This window comes from Amycolatopsis sp. NPDC004378 (assembly GCF_053602455.1).
The window spans coordinates 17126-37175 of sequence record NZ_JBSGDR010000010.1; the positions used below are offsets into that span (position 1 = coordinate 17126).

The 20050-nt window shown below is 71.0% G+C and carries 17 protein-coding genes; 12 read left to right on the top strand and 5 right to left on the bottom strand.

The annotated features are described in order from the left end of the window. The first annotated feature begins 259 nt into the window (after nt 1–259). Entirely contained in the window at nt 260–1741 is a 1482-nt protein-coding gene (locus ACWEN0_RS26935) for a glycoside hydrolase family 28 protein (RefSeq protein WP_451979088.1), read from the top strand. Nucleotides 1742–1989: 248 nt separating this feature from the next. On the opposite strand, the gene ACWEN0_RS26940 is transcribed toward ACWEN0_RS26935, so the two are convergent. Continuing rightward, nucleotides 1990–3177, bottom strand: a complete 1188-nt coding sequence (locus tag ACWEN0_RS26940; protein WP_451979091.1) for a glycoside hydrolase family 88/105 protein — start codon at nt 3175–3177, stop codon at nt 1990–1992. A 395-nt stretch (nt 3178–3572) separates the two neighbouring features. On the opposite strand from ACWEN0_RS26940, the gene ACWEN0_RS26945 reads away from it, so the two are divergent. Next, the gene (locus tag ACWEN0_RS26945) at nt 3573–5345 is read left to right on the top strand and encodes a discoidin domain-containing protein (RefSeq protein ID WP_451979094.1); all 1773 of its coding nucleotides are present in this window, start codon (nt 3573–3575) and stop codon (nt 5343–5345) included. On the opposite strand, the gene ACWEN0_RS26950 is transcribed toward ACWEN0_RS26945, so the two are convergent. Beyond that, nucleotides 5324–6562, bottom strand: a complete 1239-nt coding sequence (locus ACWEN0_RS26950) for an amylo-alpha-1,6-glucosidase (RefSeq protein ID WP_451979097.1) — start codon at nt 6560–6562, stop codon at nt 5324–5326. The genes ACWEN0_RS26945 and ACWEN0_RS26950 overlap by 22 nt on opposite strands. Nucleotides 6563–6620: 58 nt before the next feature. Between ACWEN0_RS26950 and ACWEN0_RS26955 the strand changes: the two genes are divergently transcribed. Beyond that, nucleotides 6621–7763, top strand: coding sequence for an ROK family protein (locus ACWEN0_RS26955; RefSeq protein WP_451979100.1), 1143 nt, complete (start codon nt 6621–6623; stop codon nt 7761–7763). A gap of 294 nt (nt 7764–8057) precedes the next feature. Further along, nucleotides 8058–9989, top strand: a complete 1932-nt coding sequence (locus ACWEN0_RS26960) for a S53 family peptidase (protein WP_451979103.1) — start codon at nt 8058–8060, stop codon at nt 9987–9989. A gap of 56 nt (nt 9990–10045) precedes the next feature. Here ACWEN0_RS26960 and ACWEN0_RS26965 read toward each other — a convergent pair whose 3' ends face one another. Continuing rightward, nucleotides 10046–11602 carry a sensor histidine kinase gene (locus tag ACWEN0_RS26965; RefSeq protein ID WP_451979813.1) on the bottom strand — a complete coding sequence of 519 codons (1557 nt, stop codon included), beginning with the start codon at nt 11600–11602 and terminating at the stop codon, nt 10046–10048. A 148-nt stretch (nt 11603–11750) separates the two neighbouring features. Here ACWEN0_RS26965 and ACWEN0_RS26970 point away from each other — a divergent pair, with 148 nt between their 5' ends. Genes ACWEN0_RS26970 through ACWEN0_RS26980 form a run of 3 tightly spaced genes read left to right on the top strand, consistent with a single transcriptional unit; the run spans nt 11751 to nt 14823 of the window. Then, nucleotides 11751–13118: a purine-cytosine permease family protein gene (locus ACWEN0_RS26970; RefSeq protein WP_451979106.1), complete on the top strand. Its 1368-nt coding sequence runs from the start codon at nt 11751–11753 to the stop codon at nt 13116–13118. Nucleotides 13119–13162: 44 nt separating this feature from the next. Next, complete coding sequence (locus ACWEN0_RS26975; protein WP_451979109.1) at nt 13163–13834, top strand: SDR family NAD(P)-dependent oxidoreductase; 672 nt, start codon at nt 13163–13165, stop codon at nt 13832–13834. After that, nucleotides 13831–14823 carry an S-adenosylmethionine:tRNA ribosyltransferase-isomerase gene (locus ACWEN0_RS26980; protein ID WP_451979112.1) on the top strand — a complete coding sequence of 331 codons (993 nt, stop codon included), beginning with the start codon at nt 13831–13833 and terminating at the stop codon, nt 14821–14823. Before ACWEN0_RS26975 ends, ACWEN0_RS26980 begins: the two co-directional genes overlap by 4 nt. Before the next feature lie 4 nt (nt 14824–14827). Here ACWEN0_RS26980 and ACWEN0_RS26985 read toward each other — a convergent pair whose 3' ends face one another. Continuing rightward, on the bottom strand, nt 14828–15214 hold the full coding sequence (locus ACWEN0_RS26985; protein ID WP_451979115.1) for a hypothetical protein: 387 nt from the start codon (nt 15212–15214) through the stop codon (nt 14828–14830). A 281-nt stretch (nt 15215–15495) separates the two neighbouring features. Between ACWEN0_RS26985 and ACWEN0_RS26990 the strand changes: the two genes are divergently transcribed. The 5 genes from ACWEN0_RS26990 to ACWEN0_RS27010 all read left to right on the top strand — a co-directional run bounded on the left by ACWEN0_RS26990 (nt 15496) and on the right by ACWEN0_RS27010 (nt 19524). Next, entirely contained in the window at nt 15496–16554 is a 1059-nt protein-coding gene (locus ACWEN0_RS26990; RefSeq protein ID WP_451979118.1) for an ABC transporter substrate-binding protein, read from the top strand. 19 nt (nt 16555–16573) lie between these two features. Further along, nucleotides 16574–17365 carry an ABC transporter ATP-binding protein gene (locus ACWEN0_RS26995; protein ID WP_451979121.1) on the top strand — a complete coding sequence of 264 codons (792 nt, stop codon included), beginning with the start codon at nt 16574–16576 and terminating at the stop codon, nt 17363–17365. After that, nucleotides 17352–18233, top strand: a complete 882-nt coding sequence (locus tag ACWEN0_RS27000; RefSeq protein WP_451979125.1) for an ABC transporter permease — start codon at nt 17352–17354, stop codon at nt 18231–18233. The genes ACWEN0_RS26995 and ACWEN0_RS27000 overlap by 14 nt, the downstream gene beginning before the upstream one ends. A 71-nt stretch (nt 18234–18304) precedes the next feature. Further along, entirely contained in the window at nt 18305–18670 is a 366-nt protein-coding gene (locus tag ACWEN0_RS27005; RefSeq protein ID WP_451979128.1) for a DUF1761 domain-containing protein, read from the top strand. Next, nucleotides 18667–19524, top strand: a complete 858-nt coding sequence (locus ACWEN0_RS27010; RefSeq protein WP_451979131.1) for an SMP-30/gluconolactonase/LRE family protein — start codon at nt 18667–18669, stop codon at nt 19522–19524. The genes ACWEN0_RS27005 and ACWEN0_RS27010 overlap by 4 nt, the downstream gene beginning before the upstream one ends. Here the strand turns inward: ACWEN0_RS27010 and ACWEN0_RS27015 are convergent. Next, complete coding sequence (locus tag ACWEN0_RS27015; protein WP_451979134.1) at nt 19479–19844, bottom strand: hypothetical protein; 366 nt, start codon at nt 19842–19844, stop codon at nt 19479–19481. The two genes, ACWEN0_RS27010 and ACWEN0_RS27015, sit on opposite strands and share 46 nt — an antisense overlap. Nucleotides 19845–20050 lie beyond the last annotated feature (206 nt).

Sequence of the window (20050 nt, forward strand, 5' to 3'; positions counted from 1 at the left end):
GGCGACGGTAGACTGCGAAAATCCTGATAGGACACCGCCCCGGTGTCCCCGCCGCGGCGGTCCCCGCGGTTTCCGGTCACAGCGAGCAACCGGGGGACCCGCGTCCCGACTGGGGGTGGCGCGGGTCCCCCCGGACGCCGTGAAGAATCGTTTTCCCGCCTTTTCGCGGCGATCTTGACACCCCGCTCGCGGCGCTCGTAGGCTGAGTGCTCCGCCGTCATGCCGAGCTTTTCCCGAAACATGACAAGGCGGTCTCACGGTGAAAAGGTTTTTGCTGGTCTCCTTCGCGGTGGCAGGGCTGGTGGTGGCCGGAGCAGGGGTCACCACGGCCGCGCCCGGCGGCGTTTACGACGTCAAGGACTACGGCGCCAAGGGAAACGGGTCGGCCAACGATTCCGGAGCCATCGACAAGGCGATCACGGCGGCCAACGCGGCCGGCGGCGGCACCGTCCGGTTCACTTCCGGCACGTACAAGTCGGCCAACACGGTCCACCTGAAGAGCAACGTGACGATCCAGCTGGACGCCGGCGCGACGATCACCGGGTCGAGCGCGGACAGTTACGACAAGCCCGAGCCGAACCAGTGGGACGCCTACCAGGACTACGGTCACAGCCACTTCCACAACGCGATGTTCTCCGGCGACAAGCTCACGAACATCGGGTTCACCGGCGCCGGCACCATCGACGGCGGCGGCAACCTCATCACCGGCAACCCGAAGTCCGGCCAGGCCGACAAGATCCTGTCGCTCACCCGCTGTGACGGTCTTACGCTGTCCGGGATCAAGCTGCGCCGCGGCGGGCACTTCGGGGCGCTGATCAACGGCTGCACGAACGTCGTTTCGGACAAGCTGACGATCGACACGGCGAGCGACCGCGACGGCTGGAACATCATCAGCACGACGAACGTGACGATCACCAATGCGAACATCGCGGCGAACGACGACGCGCTGGTGTTCAAGAGCGACTACGCACTGGGTGCGAAACTGCCGAACGGCAACGTCACGGTGAACAATGCGAAACTGTCGGCGCAGTGCTGCAACGCGCTGATGTTCGGCTCCGAGACGTGCGGTGACTTCACCGGTTACCAGTTCTCGGACATCACGATCACCAGCGCGCACAAATCCGGGATCGGGATCGTTTCGATGGACGGCGCGAAGATCTCCGACGTCCATTACCGCAACATCACGATGTCCGGTACCTACTCGCCGATCATGATGAAGATCGGCACGCGCAAGCGGTGCGGGAACAAGCCCGGCGTCGGCTCGATCAGCGGCATCACGTTCGACAACGTCACTGGCACGCACACAGGCACCAACTTCAGCCCGACGATCTGGGGCGCGGACGGCAGCCACCGCGTCTCGGACGTCACCTTCACCGGCGTGCACCTGACCGTCCCGGGCGGCAGCGGCACGATGGGCACGGGCGTCCCGAGCAACGACGCGAACGACTACAACCCGAAGTCGATCGGCACGCGCCCCTCGTACGGCTGGTACCTGCACTACGCGTCGGGCATCAAGTTCGTGGACAGCTCGGTCGATTTCGGCAAGGACGACGGCCGCCCGGCGAGCATCGTCAACAACAGCTCGGACATCACGTTCGACCACTTCACGGCGGAGAAGGGTTCGAACAGCCCGTTCGACGTCGGCTTCCAGACGGTGACGGGCTACTGCGTCAAGAACTCGGCGACGACGTCGGGCTCCGCCCTCCGCCTGAACGCCTCCGGCTCCACCAGCACCTGCTGACCAGCCCGGCCGAGGCCCCTTCCCCCGCACGGGAAGGGGCCTCACCCGTGTGCCAAGAGGCATCACGCGTGATTGCAGGGGCATCATGCGTGATCAGCGGGGCATCACCCCGATGCCCGTCCAATCACGCATGATGCCTCTCCAATCACGCATGATGCCCGTCTGATCACGTGTGATGCCTCTTTACGCACGGACGAAGGGGCCCCGGCTTGGTGAGCCGGGGCCCCTTCTGCGGCGCGCCTTCGTGGTCAGTGCGAGTACTGCTCGTTCATGATGAGGAACGCGCCCAGGCCGTGGAAGTCGTTCGTCTTGCGGGCGCGGCCGTAGTAGTAGGACAGGTCGCCGACGTTGGTGCCTTCGCAGATGTCCGTGATGTTCGTCAGGCCGTCCGAGCCCACCGAGACCTTCTTGAGGACGCCGGCGTAGCCGCGGTCCGCGACCGCCTGGTACGACGCCGGCAGGTAGCCGCGCTGGACGCCGCGGGCCAGCGTGAACGTGTACATCGACGACGCCGACGTCTCCAGCCAGTTCTTCGCGTCGCTGCCGCGGTCGACGATCTGGTACCACCGGCCGGTCGCCGCGTCCTGGTAGCGCTGGTAGCCCGCGGCCAGGAAGCCGACCATGTCGATCAGCGCCGGCCGACGCGGGTGGTTCGCCGGGAGCACCTCGAGGATGTCGATGGCGGCCATGCCGAACCAGCCGATCGCGCGGGCCCAGTGGAACTTCGAGTGGTGCCCGGCCCCGGACGCCCACGACTCGGAGCCGTCCTCGTCGTAGGCGTGGTACAGCAGGCCCTTCGCCGGTTCGCGCAGGTGGCTGAAGTAGACGACGAGGTTCTTGGCCGACTCTTCGAAGCAGTAGTCGCCGTCGCCGAACGCCGCGCCGTAGAGCGCGAGGAACGGCTGGGCCATGTAGGCGCCGTCGCCCCACAGCTGGCCGACCTTGCTGGTGGCGTGGAACATGCCGCCGTCGGACGTGCGGGGGTAGGCCGGGAACCGCTTGCGCAGCTGGTCGGCCGCCGTCTTGTACTTCTTGCGGCCGGTCTCGGCGAACAGCAGCGGCAGCATCTGGCACGAGCGCATCGAGTCGAGGTTGGTGAAGCTGTTCGAGATCCCGCTGTCGGTGATGAAGCGGTCGTACCACGCGACGATGTAGTCCAGGTACTTCTTCTCGCCGGTGCGTTTGTAGAAGAGGTACTGGCCGTAGAGGTACAGGCCGAGGGTGTAGCCCCAGCCGCCGATGTTCGCGGGTGTGTAGCGCTTCATCGTCGAGTCGATGACGGCGCGGGACCAGTCCGCCGGCGGCGCCGCGCCGCCGATCGGGGGCAGCCGGTCCGCCGCCCGGGCGACGGGTCCCGCCGCGGCGAGGGCGCCCAGCGCGCCCAGGGTGCCGGCCAGGACCGCGCGCCGGGTCGGGCGAAGGGGGTGCTCGGACATTCGTTGTCCTTTCGTGCACGGGCCCCGGTGGAGCGGGCAGTCCGGGCGGGGCACCGTCGCGGAAAGGACGGTGCCCCGCACCGGACGGGTGGCCGGGATGCCGATCCGCCGTCCGTCGGCATCCCGACCAGCTCTGGGGGCGCGGCGTGCTGCCCGTTTCGCCGGAGCGGTGGGTGAGGGCGAAAGCGCTCTCTGGGGAGAACATCTACTCGCCTCCGGGACGCCCAGTCAAGAGAGATCGGATCTGTCGTGTCATATATCAGATATTTAACCCGAACGGCCCTCACGGGATGTGCCGGTCAGCGAAACGTGCCCCAAAGGTCGGACCTCAGCCTTGACCAGGCCCGTCGGCCGGGAGTACACCACCGACTGGACCAGACCACTGGAGGTCGCTCATGTCAGTCAGGTTCCTGCGCCGCGTCTTCGTCGCGTGCGCCTCGATGCTGATGGTCGCCGGGCTCGTCGCCGCGCCGGCGTCGGCCGACCTGCAGAAGCCGTCCCAGCAGTGGCTGCGCGACAGCCAGGCGGGCCTGTTCCTGCACTGGGGTATGCGCACCTCGCCCGGCTACACCAGTTGCAGCGCCTGGGAGAAGGCGATCACCGACGGCGGGTGGACGCCCACGTACTGGGTCAACGAAGCCAAGAAGCTGCACGCCTCCTACCTCGTGCTGGCGTCGTTCCACAGCCGGCTCGGCTACTCGCGGGCCTGGCCGTCGAAGATCCCCGGCAGCTGTTCCACCAAGCGGGACTTCCTCGGCGAGCTGATCGCCGCGGCGAAGTCCCAGGGCCTCAAGGTCATCCTCTACATGACCAACGACGCCCAGTGGCACGACGAAGGCGGCCACGAGTGGCTCGACTCCGCCGGCTACTCGAAGTACAAGGGCAAGACCGTGAACCTCGACACCCAGGACGGCTTCGGCCAGTTCAGCTACGACAACTTCTTCGAGGTCATGAAGAACTACCCGGACCTCGGCGGCTTCTGGATCGACAACGACAGCGACTACTGGCTGTCGCACAACCTCTACCAGCAGATCTACCAGCAGCGCCCGGACTACCTGCTGAGCAACAACAACGAAGACACGCCGATCATGGACACGATCAGCAACGAGCAGAAGACCGGCATGACGCCGGCCTACGACTACCCGCAGGCCACCTACACGGCGATGCCGCGGCTCACCGAGGCGTGCTTCAAGCTGCCCGACACCGGCTCGTGGTGGTACGGCGGGTCGAACTCGGCGGTGAACAAGCAGCTGAACATCGGACGTCTGGTGACGAACTCGGGTTCGTCGATCAAGTCGCTGATGGCCGAGACGGCGATGGTGAACGGCAAGTTCCCGTCCAACCAGGAGGCGTTCAACAACTTCGCGAACACCTACCTGAGCGCGATCTGGGAGTCGCTCGGCGGCACCGAAGGCGCCGGGTACATGTACGGCGGCATGCAGCCCGGCTTCTGGAACGACGGCGCGCACGGCGTCATCACGATCAAGGGCGGCACGCAGTACGTGCACGTCCTGACCAAGCCGTCGGGTAGCACGCTGAAGATCCGCGACAACGGCTACCGCGTCTCCGGGGTGACGGACCTGCGCACCGGCGCGCCGATCTCGTTCAGCCAGGGCGGCGGCAGCCTGACCCTGACGGGACTGTCCGGCTGGGACACCTACGACACGGTGTTCAAGGTCGAGACGGCCGGCCGCACCGGCATGTACGACCCGAAGACCGTGACGCTCAAGGCGAGCGCCTCGGCGAGCGGCCACAGTGGACAGGCGGCGAGCGACGGCGACTACCTGACCTACTTCGACAACAACAAGACCCTGCCGGTCAACCTGGACTACGACCTCGGGTCGGCGAAGAAGGTCCAGTACGTCGGCATCAACCAGCGGGAGGACTCGGTCAGCTACGCCCGGTCGGACTCGGAGCAGTCGGCGCGCATCAAGGCGTACCAGGTCTTCGTCTCCAGCGACGGCAAGAACTGGGGCAGCGCGGTGAAGTCCGGGACCCTCCCGAGCCACCGCGGCGTCCAGTTCGTCGACCTGACCGCGGTGACGGCGCGGTACGTCCGCCTGCAGGTGACGAGCACGTACGCGGCCTCGAGCGACAGCACGCGCTACAAGCGGCTGCGGATCGACGAGACCTGGCTGGGCTCGGACTACGCGACTTCGGCGGGTTGAGCCAGCAGGTCGAGGGTCAGGGCCGCGGTCCAGCCGAACGTCCGGGTGCCGTGGCCGGCGCCGGTGAGCGGGTTGCAGTACTCCGCGAAGTCCGTGTCGGCCGCGGTGCGCACCAGGTCGTCGCGCAGCCGGGCGGCGAGGGGGTGCTCGCCGTGGTGGCGGAGGCCGCGGTGGAGCAGCCAGCCGACGTTGGCCCACGACGGGCCTCGCCAGTAGCGGGCCGGGTCGAACTCCGGCGCGGTCAGGTCGTGGCTCGGGACGCCGCGCACCCGGCCGAGCCGGAACCGCGGGCCGGTGGCCGTCGCCAGCAGCGCCGGGGCGACGGCCAGGTCCGGTAGCAGCAGCGGGAGCAGGCCCGCGCAGGTGTACGTGCGGATCAGGGCGCCGGTGCGGACGTCGCGGGCGAAGAAGAAGTCGTGGTCCCACAAGGCTTCTTGCATCGCCTTCGCGACGCGCGCCGCGGACTCGCGGTGCCCGGCGGCGGCCGCGGGGAGGCCCAGGACCTCGGCGATCTCGGCCAGGGCCAGTTCGGCGTCGGCCAGGATCGCGTTGAAGCCCGGGTCCTCGACGACGAAGTCGCCGAAGTCGCGGTAGCCGCTGTCCCGGTAGTCGGCGGCGAGCCGGACGTACCGGCCGTAGTCGTCGTCGCTCGGACGGTCGGCGGCCGTGCCGTGCTGCAGGTCGCGGCGGACGAACCCGCCCGACGGCGTGACGCGCGAGAGCGGGCTGTCCCAGGCCGGGCTGTTGTCCATCCCCGACTCCCACGGGTGCACGATCGCGGCGAGCCCGCGCCCGCCGGCGTCCCGCGAAACCCGCAGGTATTCGTGCCAGGCCCGCAGCTTCGGGTAGAGCGTGGCGAGGAATGTGGGGTCGGGCTCGGCCTCGTGCACCGCGAGCACCGCCCGCGCGTGCACCGGCGGCTGGATCAGCCCCGACGTCCGCCCGGCCCGCCAGAAAGACGGCCCCGGGAAGTACGCCTCGGGTGGGGTGTCCGGGTCGAAGAGGATGTGCGGGACGCGGCCGTCGCGCCACTGCGCGGAGAACAGCGTCAGCAGCTCACGCCGCGCGCGGGCGGGGGAGAGGTGGCGCAGGCCGATGGCGATGAACGCGGAGTCCCAGCTCCACTGGTGCGGGTAGAGCCCGCGTGACGGCACGGTCGACGAGCCGAGCCAGTTGCCGTCCAGGACCGCCGCGGCCCGCCCCCATGTTACGTCCATATGTCCAATCTATCTCCGACTTGTGTATTGTCAATGGACAAAAGTCCGAGGGAGGGCGATGACGACCAGCGCCGGCGAGCTGTTGCAGCTGGTCAGGACCGGGCAGGCGACCACGCGCAAGGCCCTGCTCACGCGCAGCGGGCTGTCCCGTACGACGCTGACCGCGCGCTTGGACCGGCTCCAGGCGCTCGGCCTGCTGGCCGAAGGTGCCCTGGAGGACTCGACCGGCGGCCGTCCCGCGCGGCGGCTGCGCTTCGACGACCGGCACGCCGTCGTCCTCGCCGCGAGCATCGACACCATGCACGCCGAGGCCGCGCTCACCGACCTGGCCGGACGGCGGCTGGCGCACCGCGCGGGGCCGCTGCGCGTCGCCGACGGCCCGGAGCCCGTGCTCGGCCGGATCGCGGGGTGGTTCGACGAGATGCTGGCCGCGGCCGGCCGGCCGGTGTGCGGCATCGGCGTTTCCGTGCCGGGTCCCGTCGAGCCCGGCCGCGGCCGGGTCACGCAGCCGCCGATCATGCCCGGCTGGGACGGCTTCCCGATCGACGCGCACCTCGGGGCGCGGTTCGGGGCCCCGGTGCTGGTCGACAACGACGCGAACCTGATGGCGCTGGGCGAGCACCGCGCCCGCTACCCGGACGAAGCCGCGCTCGTCGTCGTGAAGGCGTCCACCGGGATCGGGGCCGGGCTGGTGATCGGCGGCGAGGTGTACCGCGGCGTCGACGGCGGGGCGGGCGACATCGGGCACATCCGGCTGCCCGGCCACGAGGACGCGCGCTGCGCGTGCGGCTCGTTCGGTTGCCTGGCCGCGGTCGCCGGCGGCGGTGCGCTCGCCGCGCGCTTGACGGAACTGGGCCTGCCGACGACGTCGGGATCGGGCGTCCGCGAGCGGCTCGTGGCCGGCGAACCCGAGGCGGTGCGCCTGGCCGAGGCCGCCGGGCGGCAAGTCGGCGAAGTCCTCGCGACGCTGGTCTGCGTGGTCAACCCGGGCGTGCTGGTCATCGCCGGCGACCTGGCCGAACCGCATTTCGTCGCCGGGGTCCGCGAAGTGCTCTACCGGCGGGCGCTGCCGCGGGCGACGCGGAACCTGCGCGTCGAAATCGGCGGCCGCGGCGAAGCACTCGGCGGGGCGGTCGCGATGGTCGTCGAGGCGGTGTTCGCCCCGGCCGCGGTGGACCGCCGCCTGGCGGCGGAAGCCTGACGGCGGCCGAAATACCGCCACCCGGCGACTGTCCCGAGTGGACGGAGCATCCGACTTTCGTAGGTGGTGGGTGACCCGCGCTCGTGATCCGCAATACGGGAACGAACCGGACTTAATGCGCATCGGGGAGCAATCACTGCGACAAATCGGATTTCCGTACCACGTTCCGGGGTGCGTGAATTCGCGACCAGATAACGGTTCCGCAAGCACTTCCCCGGGAGTGGAAGGCCGATCTAGTCTCGTCCGGTGTTCCAGGCCCATTTCCCGGGGGCCGCTTTCGAGAGGGAGATTTCTGTGCGAAGAAGCTCCACCCTGCTCCTTTCGCTCGCGGTGGTGGGTGGTCTCACCGCGAGCCTGCCGGCGACGGCGTCGGCGCAGGGGCGTTCCGACATTCCGCAGTCGCACCCGTTGTGGGCGAACGCGCAGGCGAAGGTCGCCGACACGGCGCCGGCGTCCAAGCTGAGCTTCCGGGTCTACCTGAACCAGCGCGACAACGCGGGTGCCGAGGCCCTGGCCCAGGCCGTGTCCGATCCGGACAGCAGGACCTACCGCCAGTACCTCAGCCCCGACCAGGTGCGCGACCAGTTCGCCGCCACCGACGCGACGGTGAACGCCGTCAAGGCGTGGCTGACCGGCAGCGGGTTCAGCATCGGCGACGTGCCTTCGAACCGCGCGTACGTCGAGGCGACCGGCACCGCCGACCAGACCCAGAAGGCGTTCGACGTCAAGCTGGCCAAGTACAACGTCAAGGGCCAGACCCTCCGCGCCGCCGACAAGAACCTGTCGGTGCCCGCGAACCTGGCGAACGACGTGCTCGGCGTCGTCGGCGTGGACCAGGCGACCAACCTGTTCAAGCCGGACCACGCCACCGGTTCCGCGACGCCGGCCGACGTCCCGCCCGGCCCCGGGTTCCGCAACGCGCGGCCGTGCAGCGCCTACTACGGCGAGAAGATCGACACCACCGATCCCGCCTACAACGGCCAGCACCTGCCCTACGCCCCCTGCGGGTACACCCCGGCGCAGCTGCGCTCGGCCTACGGCGTCGACCAGGCCCGCTCGGACGGCAAGGGCACCACGATCGCCATCGTGGACGCGTTCGCCTCGCCGACGATCTACTCCGACGCGAGCACGTACGCCAAGAAGAACGACCCGCAGCACCCGCTGAAGCAGAGCCAGTTCAAGCAGCACGTGTTCCCGGCGAACCCGGTTCTCGAGCCGCCGGACCAGTGCGACGCGGCGGGCTGGTACGGCGAGGAGACCCTCGACGTCGAGGCCGCCCACGGTCTCGCGCCGGGCGCCGACATCCTGTACGTCGGCGGCGAGTCCTGCGAGGACAACGCCCTCGACGTGGCGCTGAACTACGTGATCGCCGGCCACAAGGCCGACATCGTGTCGAACTCCTACGGCGACACCGGCGAGGACATCCCGGCCGACGAGGTCAAGGTGTTCAACCAGATCTCGCTGCAGGCGGTGCTCGAGGGCATCGGCGTCTACTTCTCCTCGGGCGACAACGGTGACGAGGTCGCGCGCCTCGGCACGCCGTCGCCGGACTTCTCCGCCTCGGCGCCGTGGATCACCGCGGTCGGCGGCACGTCCATCGCGATCGGCAAGGACGGCAAGCGGATCTTCGAGACCGGCTGGGAGACCAGCAAGTCCTCGCTGACCAACGGCGTCTACGGCCCGGCGAACTACACCAGCGGTTCCGGTGGTGGCACGAGCCGGCTGTTCCCGCAGCCCTTCTACCAGAAGGGTGTCGTGCCGGACGCGCTGGCGAAGAAGAACCAGACCGGCGACAACAAGGGCCGGGTCGTCCCCGACATCTCGGCGATCGGTGACCCGAACACCGGCTTCCTGGTCGGCCAGACGCAGACCTTCCCGGACGGCGCCTACTACGACCAGTACCGGATCGGCGGCACGAGCCTCGCGTCGCCGGTGTTCGCCGGCATCATGGCGGTGGCCGACAGCTCCGACCACTTCCACCACGGCTTCATCAACCCCGTGATCTACAAGCTGACCTCCCGGACCCCGGCGATCAGCGACGTGAAGCACGTGGACGCCGCGGTGGAGCGCGTGGACTACGCGAACTCGGTCGACGCCTCGAAGGGCCTGCTCACCTCGGTGCGCACGCTCGACTACCAGGGCCTGACCATCCACACCACGCCCGGCTACGACGACGTGACGGGTCTCGGCACGCCCAACGGGCTGCTGTTCCTGCTGCTCGTCTGATTCACTGAGGGTCCGTGAAGGGCACTCTCATGACCGCGAGGTCACGGGGGTGCCCTTCACGGCGTTCCGGGCGCCTCGCCGAGCGGGATGACCGCCGAGACGGTCGTCCCGCCGACGCCGCTCGCCACGTCCAGCTCGCCGCCCAGCGCCTGCACCCGGTCGCGCAGGCCCGCCAGGCCGGTGCCGCCGTCGACGTCCGCGCCGCCGACGCCGCGGTCGGTCACCGAGACCCGCAGCTCGGTCCCTTCGACCTCGATCCGCACGTCGACCGACTCGGTTCGGGCGTGTTTCAAGGCGTTCGTCAGCGCTTCCGACGTCACGAAGTAGGCCGTCGCCTCGACCGCCGAGTCCAGCCGGGGCACCTCGCCGACCGACAGGGCCACCGCCATCGGGACGCGGTCGGCCAGCGACCGGACGGCCGCGACCAGGCCCGCCTCGGTGAGGATCGCCGGGCGGATGCCGCGGGCCAGCTCGCGCAGCTCCGTGATCGCCGTCTGCAGTTCGTCGACCGTGCCGGACAGGAGCGCGCGGACCTCCGGCGGCAGCGAACCGCCGTACCGGCGGCCGGCCATCCGCACCAGCAGCACCACGCTGACCAGCCGCTGCTGCGCGCCGTCGTGGAGGTCGCGCTCCAGGCGGCGGCGCTCCTCGTCGCCCGCCGCGACGAGCCGGGCCCGCGATGCCCGCACTTCGGCCAGCCGCTGCTCCAGCTCGGCCGTCAGCCGCTGGTTGTCCAGCACCAGCCCGGCCGCCGCGTTGAGCGCGTCGATCGACCGGCTGTCCTTCCACACCTCGTCGTCCTGCACCAGCGCGGCCAGCCCGGTGCCGTCGCGCTCCAGCAGCAGCCGGATCATCTCGGCGTTGCCGACGCGCGCCCGCAGCACCCCGGTCAGGAACGCCAGCGGCCACAGGCAGAACAGGACCCGGTACGCCTGCAGGAGCGGCTCCGACAGCGGCTGCCCGTCACCGAGGGCGGTGCCCGCGCCCGACGCGAGCGCGCCGAACAGCGCGATGACGATGACCGGCGAGAGCAGCCGCCGCTGCGGCAGCCGGCCCGCGAGCCACCGGTAGAGCAGCACGACGACCACCCCGGCGCTGATCGCCGTCGCCGCGAGCTCGAGCACGCGGTCGGCGAGGCCACGGCCGTCGTGGTCGGCGGAGATCGCCAGCAGGTCGCGGGGGTCGTCGTTGAACAGCAGCCCGAGCACGCCCAGCCCGAGCACCACCAGGTAGGCCGCGCTCACGAGCAGCCGCTCCCACCGCGACCGCAGCCTGCCGTGCGGGAAGGCGAGCACGAGGTGCGCGATCACCGGGCTGGACGCGGCGCGCAGCGGCACGGCGATCGTGTACAGCACCGGGTTCCGCGTGAACTGCAGGTCTTCGAGGAACACCGCGACCCCGGCGAGCGCGATCAGCACGCCGATCGGGTTCGCCGGGCGCCGGACGTGCGCGACCGCGCCCGCGAGGAGGAACAGGAACCCGGTCGCGGTGCTGAGGGTGGTGTCGAGGGCGGAGTGGCCGCCGTCGGCCACCTTGAGCGTCAACGCGGTGACGCCGAGCGCGAAACCGGCGGCCAGCAGGCCGGTCATCGCCAGCGTCCGCGGATGCTGCACCACGCGACCCTCCCGGGGGTGCCTCGCCGGGACAAGCCTGGCGGGTGTGTGAAGCGGTCCGGTACCGGCTAACCGTGATTCGCCCGTTCGGGCCGTCGCGTTACACCACGCGGGCGCGCTTTAGGGTGAACGCGACAGGAGGCAGCACATGAGCGGACTGAGTGCCGAGGTCTTCGGCGGGCGCATGCCCACCGGCGGCAGCGACCTGGCGATCGAGACCCACGGCATCACGCCGATCCCGCCGGGCAACCGCTTCGGGCGGCCGTGGCGGCTGTTCAGCGTGTGGTTCGCGCCGAACCTGACCATGACCGCGGTGTTCACCGGCACCCTCGCGGCGTCGCTGGGCCTCGGCTTCTGGACGGGCCTGGCCGCGATGCTCGCCGGCACCGTCCTGGGATCGCTGCCCCCGGCGTACCTGTCGACGTGGGGGCCGCGCACCGGCACCGGCCAGCTGCCGCTCGCCCGGCTGCCCTTCGGCGGCGGCGTGGTGCTGCCGGGGCTCGTCCAGTGGCTCGGCTCGATCGCCTGGGACGCCCTGGTCGGGCTGTTCGGCGGCGAGGCCCTCGCCGAACTGACCGGGCTGCCGTTCTGGGCCGCGGTGCTGATCGTGCTGGTGCTGCAGTGCACCCTCGGCGTCTTCGGCTACGCCCTGATCCACCGCGTCCAGACGGTGATGACCGTGCTGCTGGTGCTCGCGTTCGCGGCGCTGGCCGTGAAGGTCCTTTCCGGACACCCGATCGCCACCGCGAACACCGCGTCAGGCGCCGACCTCGCCGGCGGCGTCGTCCTGTTCACGACGATCACGTTGTCCCTGGCCATCTCCTGGGCGCCGTACGCGTCGGACTTCAGCCGCTACCTGCCCGTCGAGACGTCGTCGCGCGCGGTCTTCTGGGCGACGCTGCTCGGTCTCACGGCGTCGTACGCGATCGGTGAAGGCCTCGGCCTCGCGCTGGGGTCGTCGCTGGGCGACCAGACGGCCGCGGGCGTCGCGCACCTGCTCGGCGGCGGGTTCCTGGGCGCGCTCGCGCTGGCGGTCATCGCGCTCGCGGCGGTGTCGTCGAACGCGATGAACGACTACAGCGGCTCGCTGGCCCTGCAGACGGTCGGCGTCCGGCTGCGGCGGCCCGTGTCGGCGGTGGTCGTCACGGTGCTCGCGTTCGCGCTGATCCTCTGGATGCACAGCGGTGACCTGGCGGCCAAGTTCGAGAACGTCCTGTTGTTCGTCAGCTACTGGATCCCGCCGTTCCTCGGTGTCGTCGTCCCGGACTGGCTCGCGCGGACCCGCGGCGGGCGGAGCGTGGACGTCCTGGCTTCGGTCCCGGTGCGTCCGTGGGCCGCGCTCGTGGCCTTCGTCGTGGGCTTCGCGGCCGCGGTGCCGTTCATGAACACGTCCCTCTACACCGGACCGGTCGCGGCGGCCCTGCACGGCGCGGACCTCGCCTACTACGTCGGCCTGATCGTTTCGCTGGCAGCGTATTACGCGCTTCGCGGCCGTCCCGCGGTTGACCTCAAGTAATGTAGAGGTTTCACGATGGTGTGGTACCCCTCGAAGGAGGAACCATGCCAACCGCACTCGTCACCGGTGCTTCCGCCGGCCTGGGCCGGGCCCTCGCCGCGGCCCTGGTGAGTCGCAAGTGGACGGTCGTCGGCGACGGCCGGGACGCGGCCGCGCTGGCGTCGGCGGCCCGGGAGACCGGCTTCACGGCCGTCCCCGGCGACGTCGCCGACCCGGCCCACCGCGCGTCGCTGGCCGACGCCTGCCCGTCGCTCGACCTGCTCGTCAACAACGCCAGCTCGCTCGGCGTGAGCCCGCTGCCGCCGCTGGGGAGCTATCCCTTGGCGGAGCTGGAAAACGTCTACCGCGTCAACGTCTTCGCGCCGCTCGCCCTGACGCAGCTGCTGCTGCCGGCGCTGACGGCGGCGCGCGGCACGATCGTCGACATCAGCTCGGACGCCGCCGTCGAAGCGTACGAAGGCTGGGGCGGCTACGGCTCCGCGAAAGCCGCGCTCGACCAGGTCACGGCCGTGCTCGGCGCGGAGAACCCGGAGCTGGCCGTGTACGCGGTCGACCCGGGCGACCTGCGCACGGCGATGCACCAGCGCGCGTTCCCGGGCGAGGACATCTCGGACCGCCCGCTGCCGGAGACGGCCGTCCCGGCGTTCCTGAGGCTGCTCGACGAACGCCCGCCCAGCGGCCGCTACCGCGCCGCCGACCTGCTGGTGACCGCATGAACATCCGCTTCGACCTGCCGGACGAGCTGTCGGCGTCGGCCCCGCCGGAAGCTCGTGGCCTGGCGCGTGACGAGGTCCGCCTGCTGGTCGCGTCGCCCGCGGGTGTCCACCACACGGTGTTCTCTTCGCTGGGGGAGCACCTGAGGCCGGGTGACCTGCTGGTGGTCAACACGTCCGGCACGCTGCCCGCGGCGGTCGACGCCGTCCGCGGCGGACGTCCGGTCGTCGTCCACTTCGCGACGGAACTGGACGACGGCGCCTGGGTGGTCGAGCTGCGCGCGCCCAGCGGTCCACTGCTCGACGGGCAGGCGGGGGAGCGGCTGGAGCTGCCCGGGGGAGCGTCGCTGACGCTGCTGGCCGGTGGGCCACGGCTGTGGCGGGCGACGATCTCGGTCGAAGGGACGGTGCCGGGGTTCCTGGCGGCGGTCGGCCGCCCGATCCGCTACGGGTACGTCCCGCGCGCATGGCCGTTGTCGGACTACCAGACGGTGTTCGCCCGCGAGCCGGGCAGCGCGGAGATGCCGTCGGCGGCCCGGCCGTTCTCCGACGCGCTGGTGACCCGCCTGGTGACGGACGGCGTCCTGTTCGCGCCGCTGCTGCTGCATACGGGCGTGTCGTCGCCGGAGGCGGGCGAGCCACCCCAGGCCGAGCGGTTCCGCGTCCCGGCGACGACGGCAGCGCTGGTCCAGTGGGTCCGCGGCCGCGGCGGCCGGGTGATCGCGGTGGGCACGACGGCGGCGCGCGCTCTGGAGTCGGCGGACCTGCCCGGCGGCTCCGAAGGCTGGACGGAGCTGGTCCTCGGCCCGGACCGCCCGGCCCGGGTGGTGGACGGCATCGTCACGGGCCTGCACGCCCCGGACGCGTCCCACCTGCTGCTCCTGGCGGCGGTGGCGGGCCGCGACCTGGTCCAGCGCGCGTACGACGCGGCGGTCGAGCGCCGCTACCTCTGGCACGAGTTCGGCGACGTCTCCCTGCTCCTGCGCCGCTGACGCGCTAGTGGCGGGCTTCGGCGTTCTGCCGGCGCGAGCGCAGCAGGCCCGCGATCGCCACCACCGCGATGCCGAACCCGATCCCCGTCACGATCGACGCCACCAGGCTCGCCGTCGCGGTGGCGAGCCCGAACGCCCCGCCCAGGTAGACCGGGATGCTGACCGCCACCGGCAGCCAGTTCCGCAGCGTGAACGCGCGGTCCGACGCCAGCCACAGCACCAGCGTCACCGCGGCCGCCGTGACGACCGGGATCCCCCAGACCACCAGGCTCGTCACGGCGTCCATGCCGAGCGACCTGAACCACTCGAACGTCGCCTGGCCCATCCCGATGAACAGCACGACCAGCGCCACGCGGACACCGGTGGCTCCCTGGCCCCGTCGGCTCGTCATGTCTTCCCTCCCGTTTCCGTCGTCACCCGTACCACGTTCGGGTGACCCGGGAGGTTGTCCACGCCGGGCGGAAAGTCCAGATGCCGGGAACATCTCGCGTTCACCGGCGACGCCCCGCATGCTCTGGCGGCACCGAGAGCGAGGACAGTCGCCCCGTAGGCGCGCCGCCGGCCGATGTCAAGGAATCTCACACGATTTCCCGTCATGCGGATGGCTATGCGCCCCAGTGGGTGACCGTGCGAACCTCGCCACGACACCGACCCCGGAAAGGCGACGCCGACGTGCGCACCCACCACAGAACCCGCTTCCTGGCCTCGGCGCTGGCCGCGCTGACCGCCGTGGGGCTGCTCGCGGGCTGCTCCCGCGCGGCCGACACCACCGCGCCGGCCGCCAACCAGGGGGCCGCCGGGGAGGTGCGGCTCGGGTTCTTCCCGAACGTCACCCACGCGCCCGCGCTGATCGGGGTCAAGAAGGACTTCTTCAAGCAGGAGCTGGGCTCGACCAAGCTCACCACCCAGACGTTCAACGCGGGTCCCGACGAGGTCAACGCGCTGCTGGGCGGCTCGCTCGACATCGCCTACATCGGCTCCGGCCCGGCCATCAACGCCTTCACCAAGTCCAAGGGCAGCATCCAGCTGATCTCGGGCGCGGTCTCGGGCGGCGCGCAGCTGGTCGTCAAGCCGGACATCACCAGCGTCGACGGGCTCAAGGGCAAGACGATCGCCACCCCGCAGCTGGCCAACACCCAGGACGTCGCGCTCAAGAAGTTCCTGGCCGGCAAGCAGCTGACCGGCCAGGTCAAGATCACCAACCTGGACAACTCCAAGACGCTCGACGCCTTCAAGAAGGGCGAGGTCGACGGCGGCTGGCTGCCCGAGCCGTGGGCGTCGCGGCTGGTCCTCGACGCCGGCGCGAAGGTCCTGGTCGACGAGAAGGACCTGTGGCCCGGCGGCCGCTTCCCGACGACGGTCATCATCGTGCGCAGCGAGTTCCTGCAGCAGCACCCGGACACCGTCCGCGCGGTGCTGAAGGGCCAGCTGGCCGCGATCGACTGGGCGAAGGCCAACCCGGCGGACGCGAAGACCGTGGTCAACGGCGCGCTCAAGGAGTTCGCCGGCAGTAGCCTGAGCCCCGCGGTGATCGACCGGGCGTTCTCGGGGATCGAGCTGACCAGCGACCCGATCCCGGCCGAGTTCCCGCAGCTCGCGCAGGACTCGGTGACCGCCGGCGTGGTGAAGTCCGCGGTCGCGCTGAAGGGCTTCGCCGACTTCGGCCCGCTGAACGACGTGCTCAAGGCGAAGAACCAGCCCGCCGTCAACGCCCCCGAACTGGCCAAGTGATCCGGAGAGGCAGCCCGCGATGACCACCACCCTCCCCAGCGGCCGCACCAGCTACACCGGTGCGACGGCGGTCCGGCTCGACGGCGTCCGCAAGGCGTTCGGCCCGGCCGGCCGCGCGGTCATCGCGCTCGACGGCGTGGACCTCACGGTCGCGCCCGGCGAGTTCGTCTGCCTGCTCGGCGCGTCCGGCTGCGGCAAGAGCACGCTGCTGAACCTGGTCGCGGGGCTGGACGCGCCGTCGGCGGGGGAGATCACGCTCAACACGTCGCGGCCCGCGGTCATGTTCCAGGAAGCCGCGCTGATGCCGTGGCTGACCGCGGCCCGCAACGTCGAGCTGCCGCTGCGGCTGGCCGGCTTCGGGCGCGCCGAGCGCCGTGAAAAGGCCGCCGAGCTGCTGGAGCTCGTCCGGCTGGAGGGCGCGGGCGGCAAGCGGCCGCACGAGCTGTCCGGCGGGATGCGGCAGCGGGTCGCGCTGGCCCGCGCGCTGGCCGCGACCCTGCGCGTCGGCGGTGACCCGCAGCAGGCGCTGCTGCTGATGGACGAGCCGTTCGCCGCGCTCGACGCCATCACCCGCGACGTCCTGCAGGGCGAACTGCTGCGCGTCTACCGCAGCACCGGCACGTCGGTGCTGTTCGTGACCCACGACGTCCGCGAGGCCGTCCGGCTCGGGCAGCGCGTCGTGCTCCTGTCGTCCCGGCCCGGGAAGGTCGTCCGCGAGTGGACGGACGTCCCGCTGGCCGACGCCGAGGAGCTCACCGAAGAGATCACCGGGCACCTGCGAGAGGTGATCAGCACCCATGCCGCAGCTTGACCGGTCCGAAACCGACCTGGACGCGGTCGGCGCCGGACTGGATTCGCTCGACGCCCCGGTCGGCGATCGCCGTCCGAGCTTCTGGAAGCGCTTCGCCTGGGGTTTCCTGCCACCCGTGCTCGCCCTGGTCCTGCTGGTCGTCATCTGGCAGGTCCTCTGGGCGGCGGCGTTCTGGTCGGAGGCGCAGCTGCCCGCGCCGATCGCGGTGTGGGACGAGTTCTGGAGCCGCGTCGTCGACGGCGAGGTCTTCGGCTTCGTCTGGACGTCGGTCCACCGCGCCGCGCTCGGCTTCCTGGCCGGCGTGGTCATCGGCACGCCGCTGGGGCTGGTCGTGGCGAAGGTCCGCGTGGTGCGGGCGGCGATCGGGCCGTTGCTGACCGGGCTGCAGAGCCTGCCGTCGGTGGCCTGGGTGCCGGCCGCGATCCTGTGGTTCGGGATCAACGACGGCGCGATCTACTTCGTCGTCCTGCTGGGCTCGGTGCCCTCGATCGCGAACGGCCTGGTGTCGGGCATCGACCAGATCCCGCCGATCCTGCCGCGCGTGGGCCAGGTGATGGGCGCGAACCGGCTCTCGTCGGCCCGGCACATCCTGCTGCCCGCGGCGCTGCCGGGCTTCCTCGCCGGGCTCAAGCAGGGCTGGGCGTTCTCGTGGCGCTCGCTGATGGCGGCCGAGCTCATCGCGCTGTCCCCGCAGCTCGGCGTGGGTCTCGGCGCGTACCTGAACCAGGGCTCGTCGCTCAACAGCATCGAGACGGTCATCGCGGCGATCTTCCTGATCCTGCTGGTCGGCATCGGGATCGAGCTGCTGGTGTTCCGCCCGCTGGAGCGCGCGGTGCTGCGGGCCCGCGGACTGACTTCTTCACTTTGACCCGCCGCTGATGTCGAAGCCGGGATTCCGGCGTCGACGTCCCCTTCGCAAGTCGACGAAGGGAGCAGGCGATGGTTGTCCCGGTGCTGGTGGCGTCGGTGGCCGCGTTCGTGGCGAGCGCGGTCTGGTACACGGTGTTCGGCCGGGTGTGGGCCGAGCTGAGCGCCGCGGGCGCGGCGGCGCGGCCGTCCCCGTGGCGGATGGGCGCGGAGTTCGGCCGGACGGTGGTGCTGGTCGTGGTCTTCGCGGTGCTGGCGACGGCGACGTCGTGGCCGGTCTTCGGCCTGGCGGCGCTGGTGTGGGCGGGGTTCCCGGTGGTGATCCTGGCGGGCTCGGTGCTGCACGAGCGCGTGCCGGTCCGGCTGGCCGCGTTGCACGCGGGCGACTGGCTGGTCAAGATCGTGGTCGTGGCGCTGGTGCTGGCGGTGTGGCGATGACCGGGGTGCTGCTGGACGGGATCGCGTTCGGCGAGTCCCCGCGCTGGCACGACGGCCGCCTGTGGTTCGCCGACTGGCTGGCGCACGAGATCGTGGCGGTCACCCCGGCCGGGGCGCGCGAGGTGGTGTTCCGCGCGGACTTCCCGACGATGCCGATGTGCTTCGACTTCGCCGGCGGGCAGCCGCTGATCATCTCGTCGTCGGACGGCCTGCTGCTGCGGCTGACCCCGGAGGGCCTGGTCACCCACGCCGAGCTGGGCGGGCGCGGGTTCAACGAGATCGTGGTGGCACGCGACGGCGGCTGCTACGTCAACGGCGGCGGCTTCGACCTGATGGCCGGGGAGCCCTACCGGCCCGGGGTGCTGCTCCACGTGAGCCCGTCGGGCGTGGTCCGCGAGGTCGCGGCCGACATCGCGTTCGGCAACGGCATGGCCCTGACCCCGGACGGCGCGACGCTGATCGTGGCGGAGTCGTACGCCAACCGGCTGACGGCGTTCACGGTCGGCCCGGACGGCGCCCTGACGGACCGCCGGGTGTGGGCCGACCTCGGGAAGGGCGTCCCGGACGGCATCGCGCTGGACGCTTCGGGCGCGGTCTGGGTGTCGGACGTCCCGGGCCGGTCGTGCACCCGGGTCCGCGAGGGCGGCGAGGTCGTCGAACGGCTGGCGTTCGACCACGGGTGTTTCGCGTGCGCGCTGAGCAACGACACGTTGTACCTGGTCACGCAGGAGTGGCAGGGCCTCGACGGCGTCGGCGCGGGAGCCCGGACGGGCCGGATCCTGACCCACCCGGTGTCCGTGGGCCGTGCTCAGTCCTCCGGCGGATCCGTCGCCACCTCGAGGGAGAGCTGCTGAAGGATCTGCAGGACGTCGGGCCCGGGACACTCGTCCTCGAAGGTCTCGACGACCTTGACGAACCCCATCAGCAGCCCGCGCATGAGCGCTTCCTGCCGGCGAGCCAGCTCGTCGACGGCCTGCTTGACGACGTCCTGCAGTTCGGCGAGGTATTCGGGCGGGACGGCGGAGTCGGCCGTCATGGTGAATTCGAGCGCGCCCTCGAGCAGTTCGGGATAGCCGCTCGCGCCGGCTTCGCCCCCGGTTTCCAGGTTCTGGCGAAGCCGGTAGACCGACGCCAGCAGGCCGATGCCGGTCTGCACCAGATCCGTGTCCTCCATGCCGGAAGCATGGCACGCGAACCGCGGCCCCGCCTCGACGCGAGCCTTTTGATCCGTGGCCGGCGGGTGGTGTTTCGCGGCTCCGGCGCGGGTGCGGGCGGGAACGTGGTCGCTGGATGCCGCAGTCGGCCGTGCCCGGGGGAGGGGGTGGCTGGCTGAGTTTGCGGCCTCGGCGCGGGTGCGGGCGGGAACGCGGTCGCTGGACG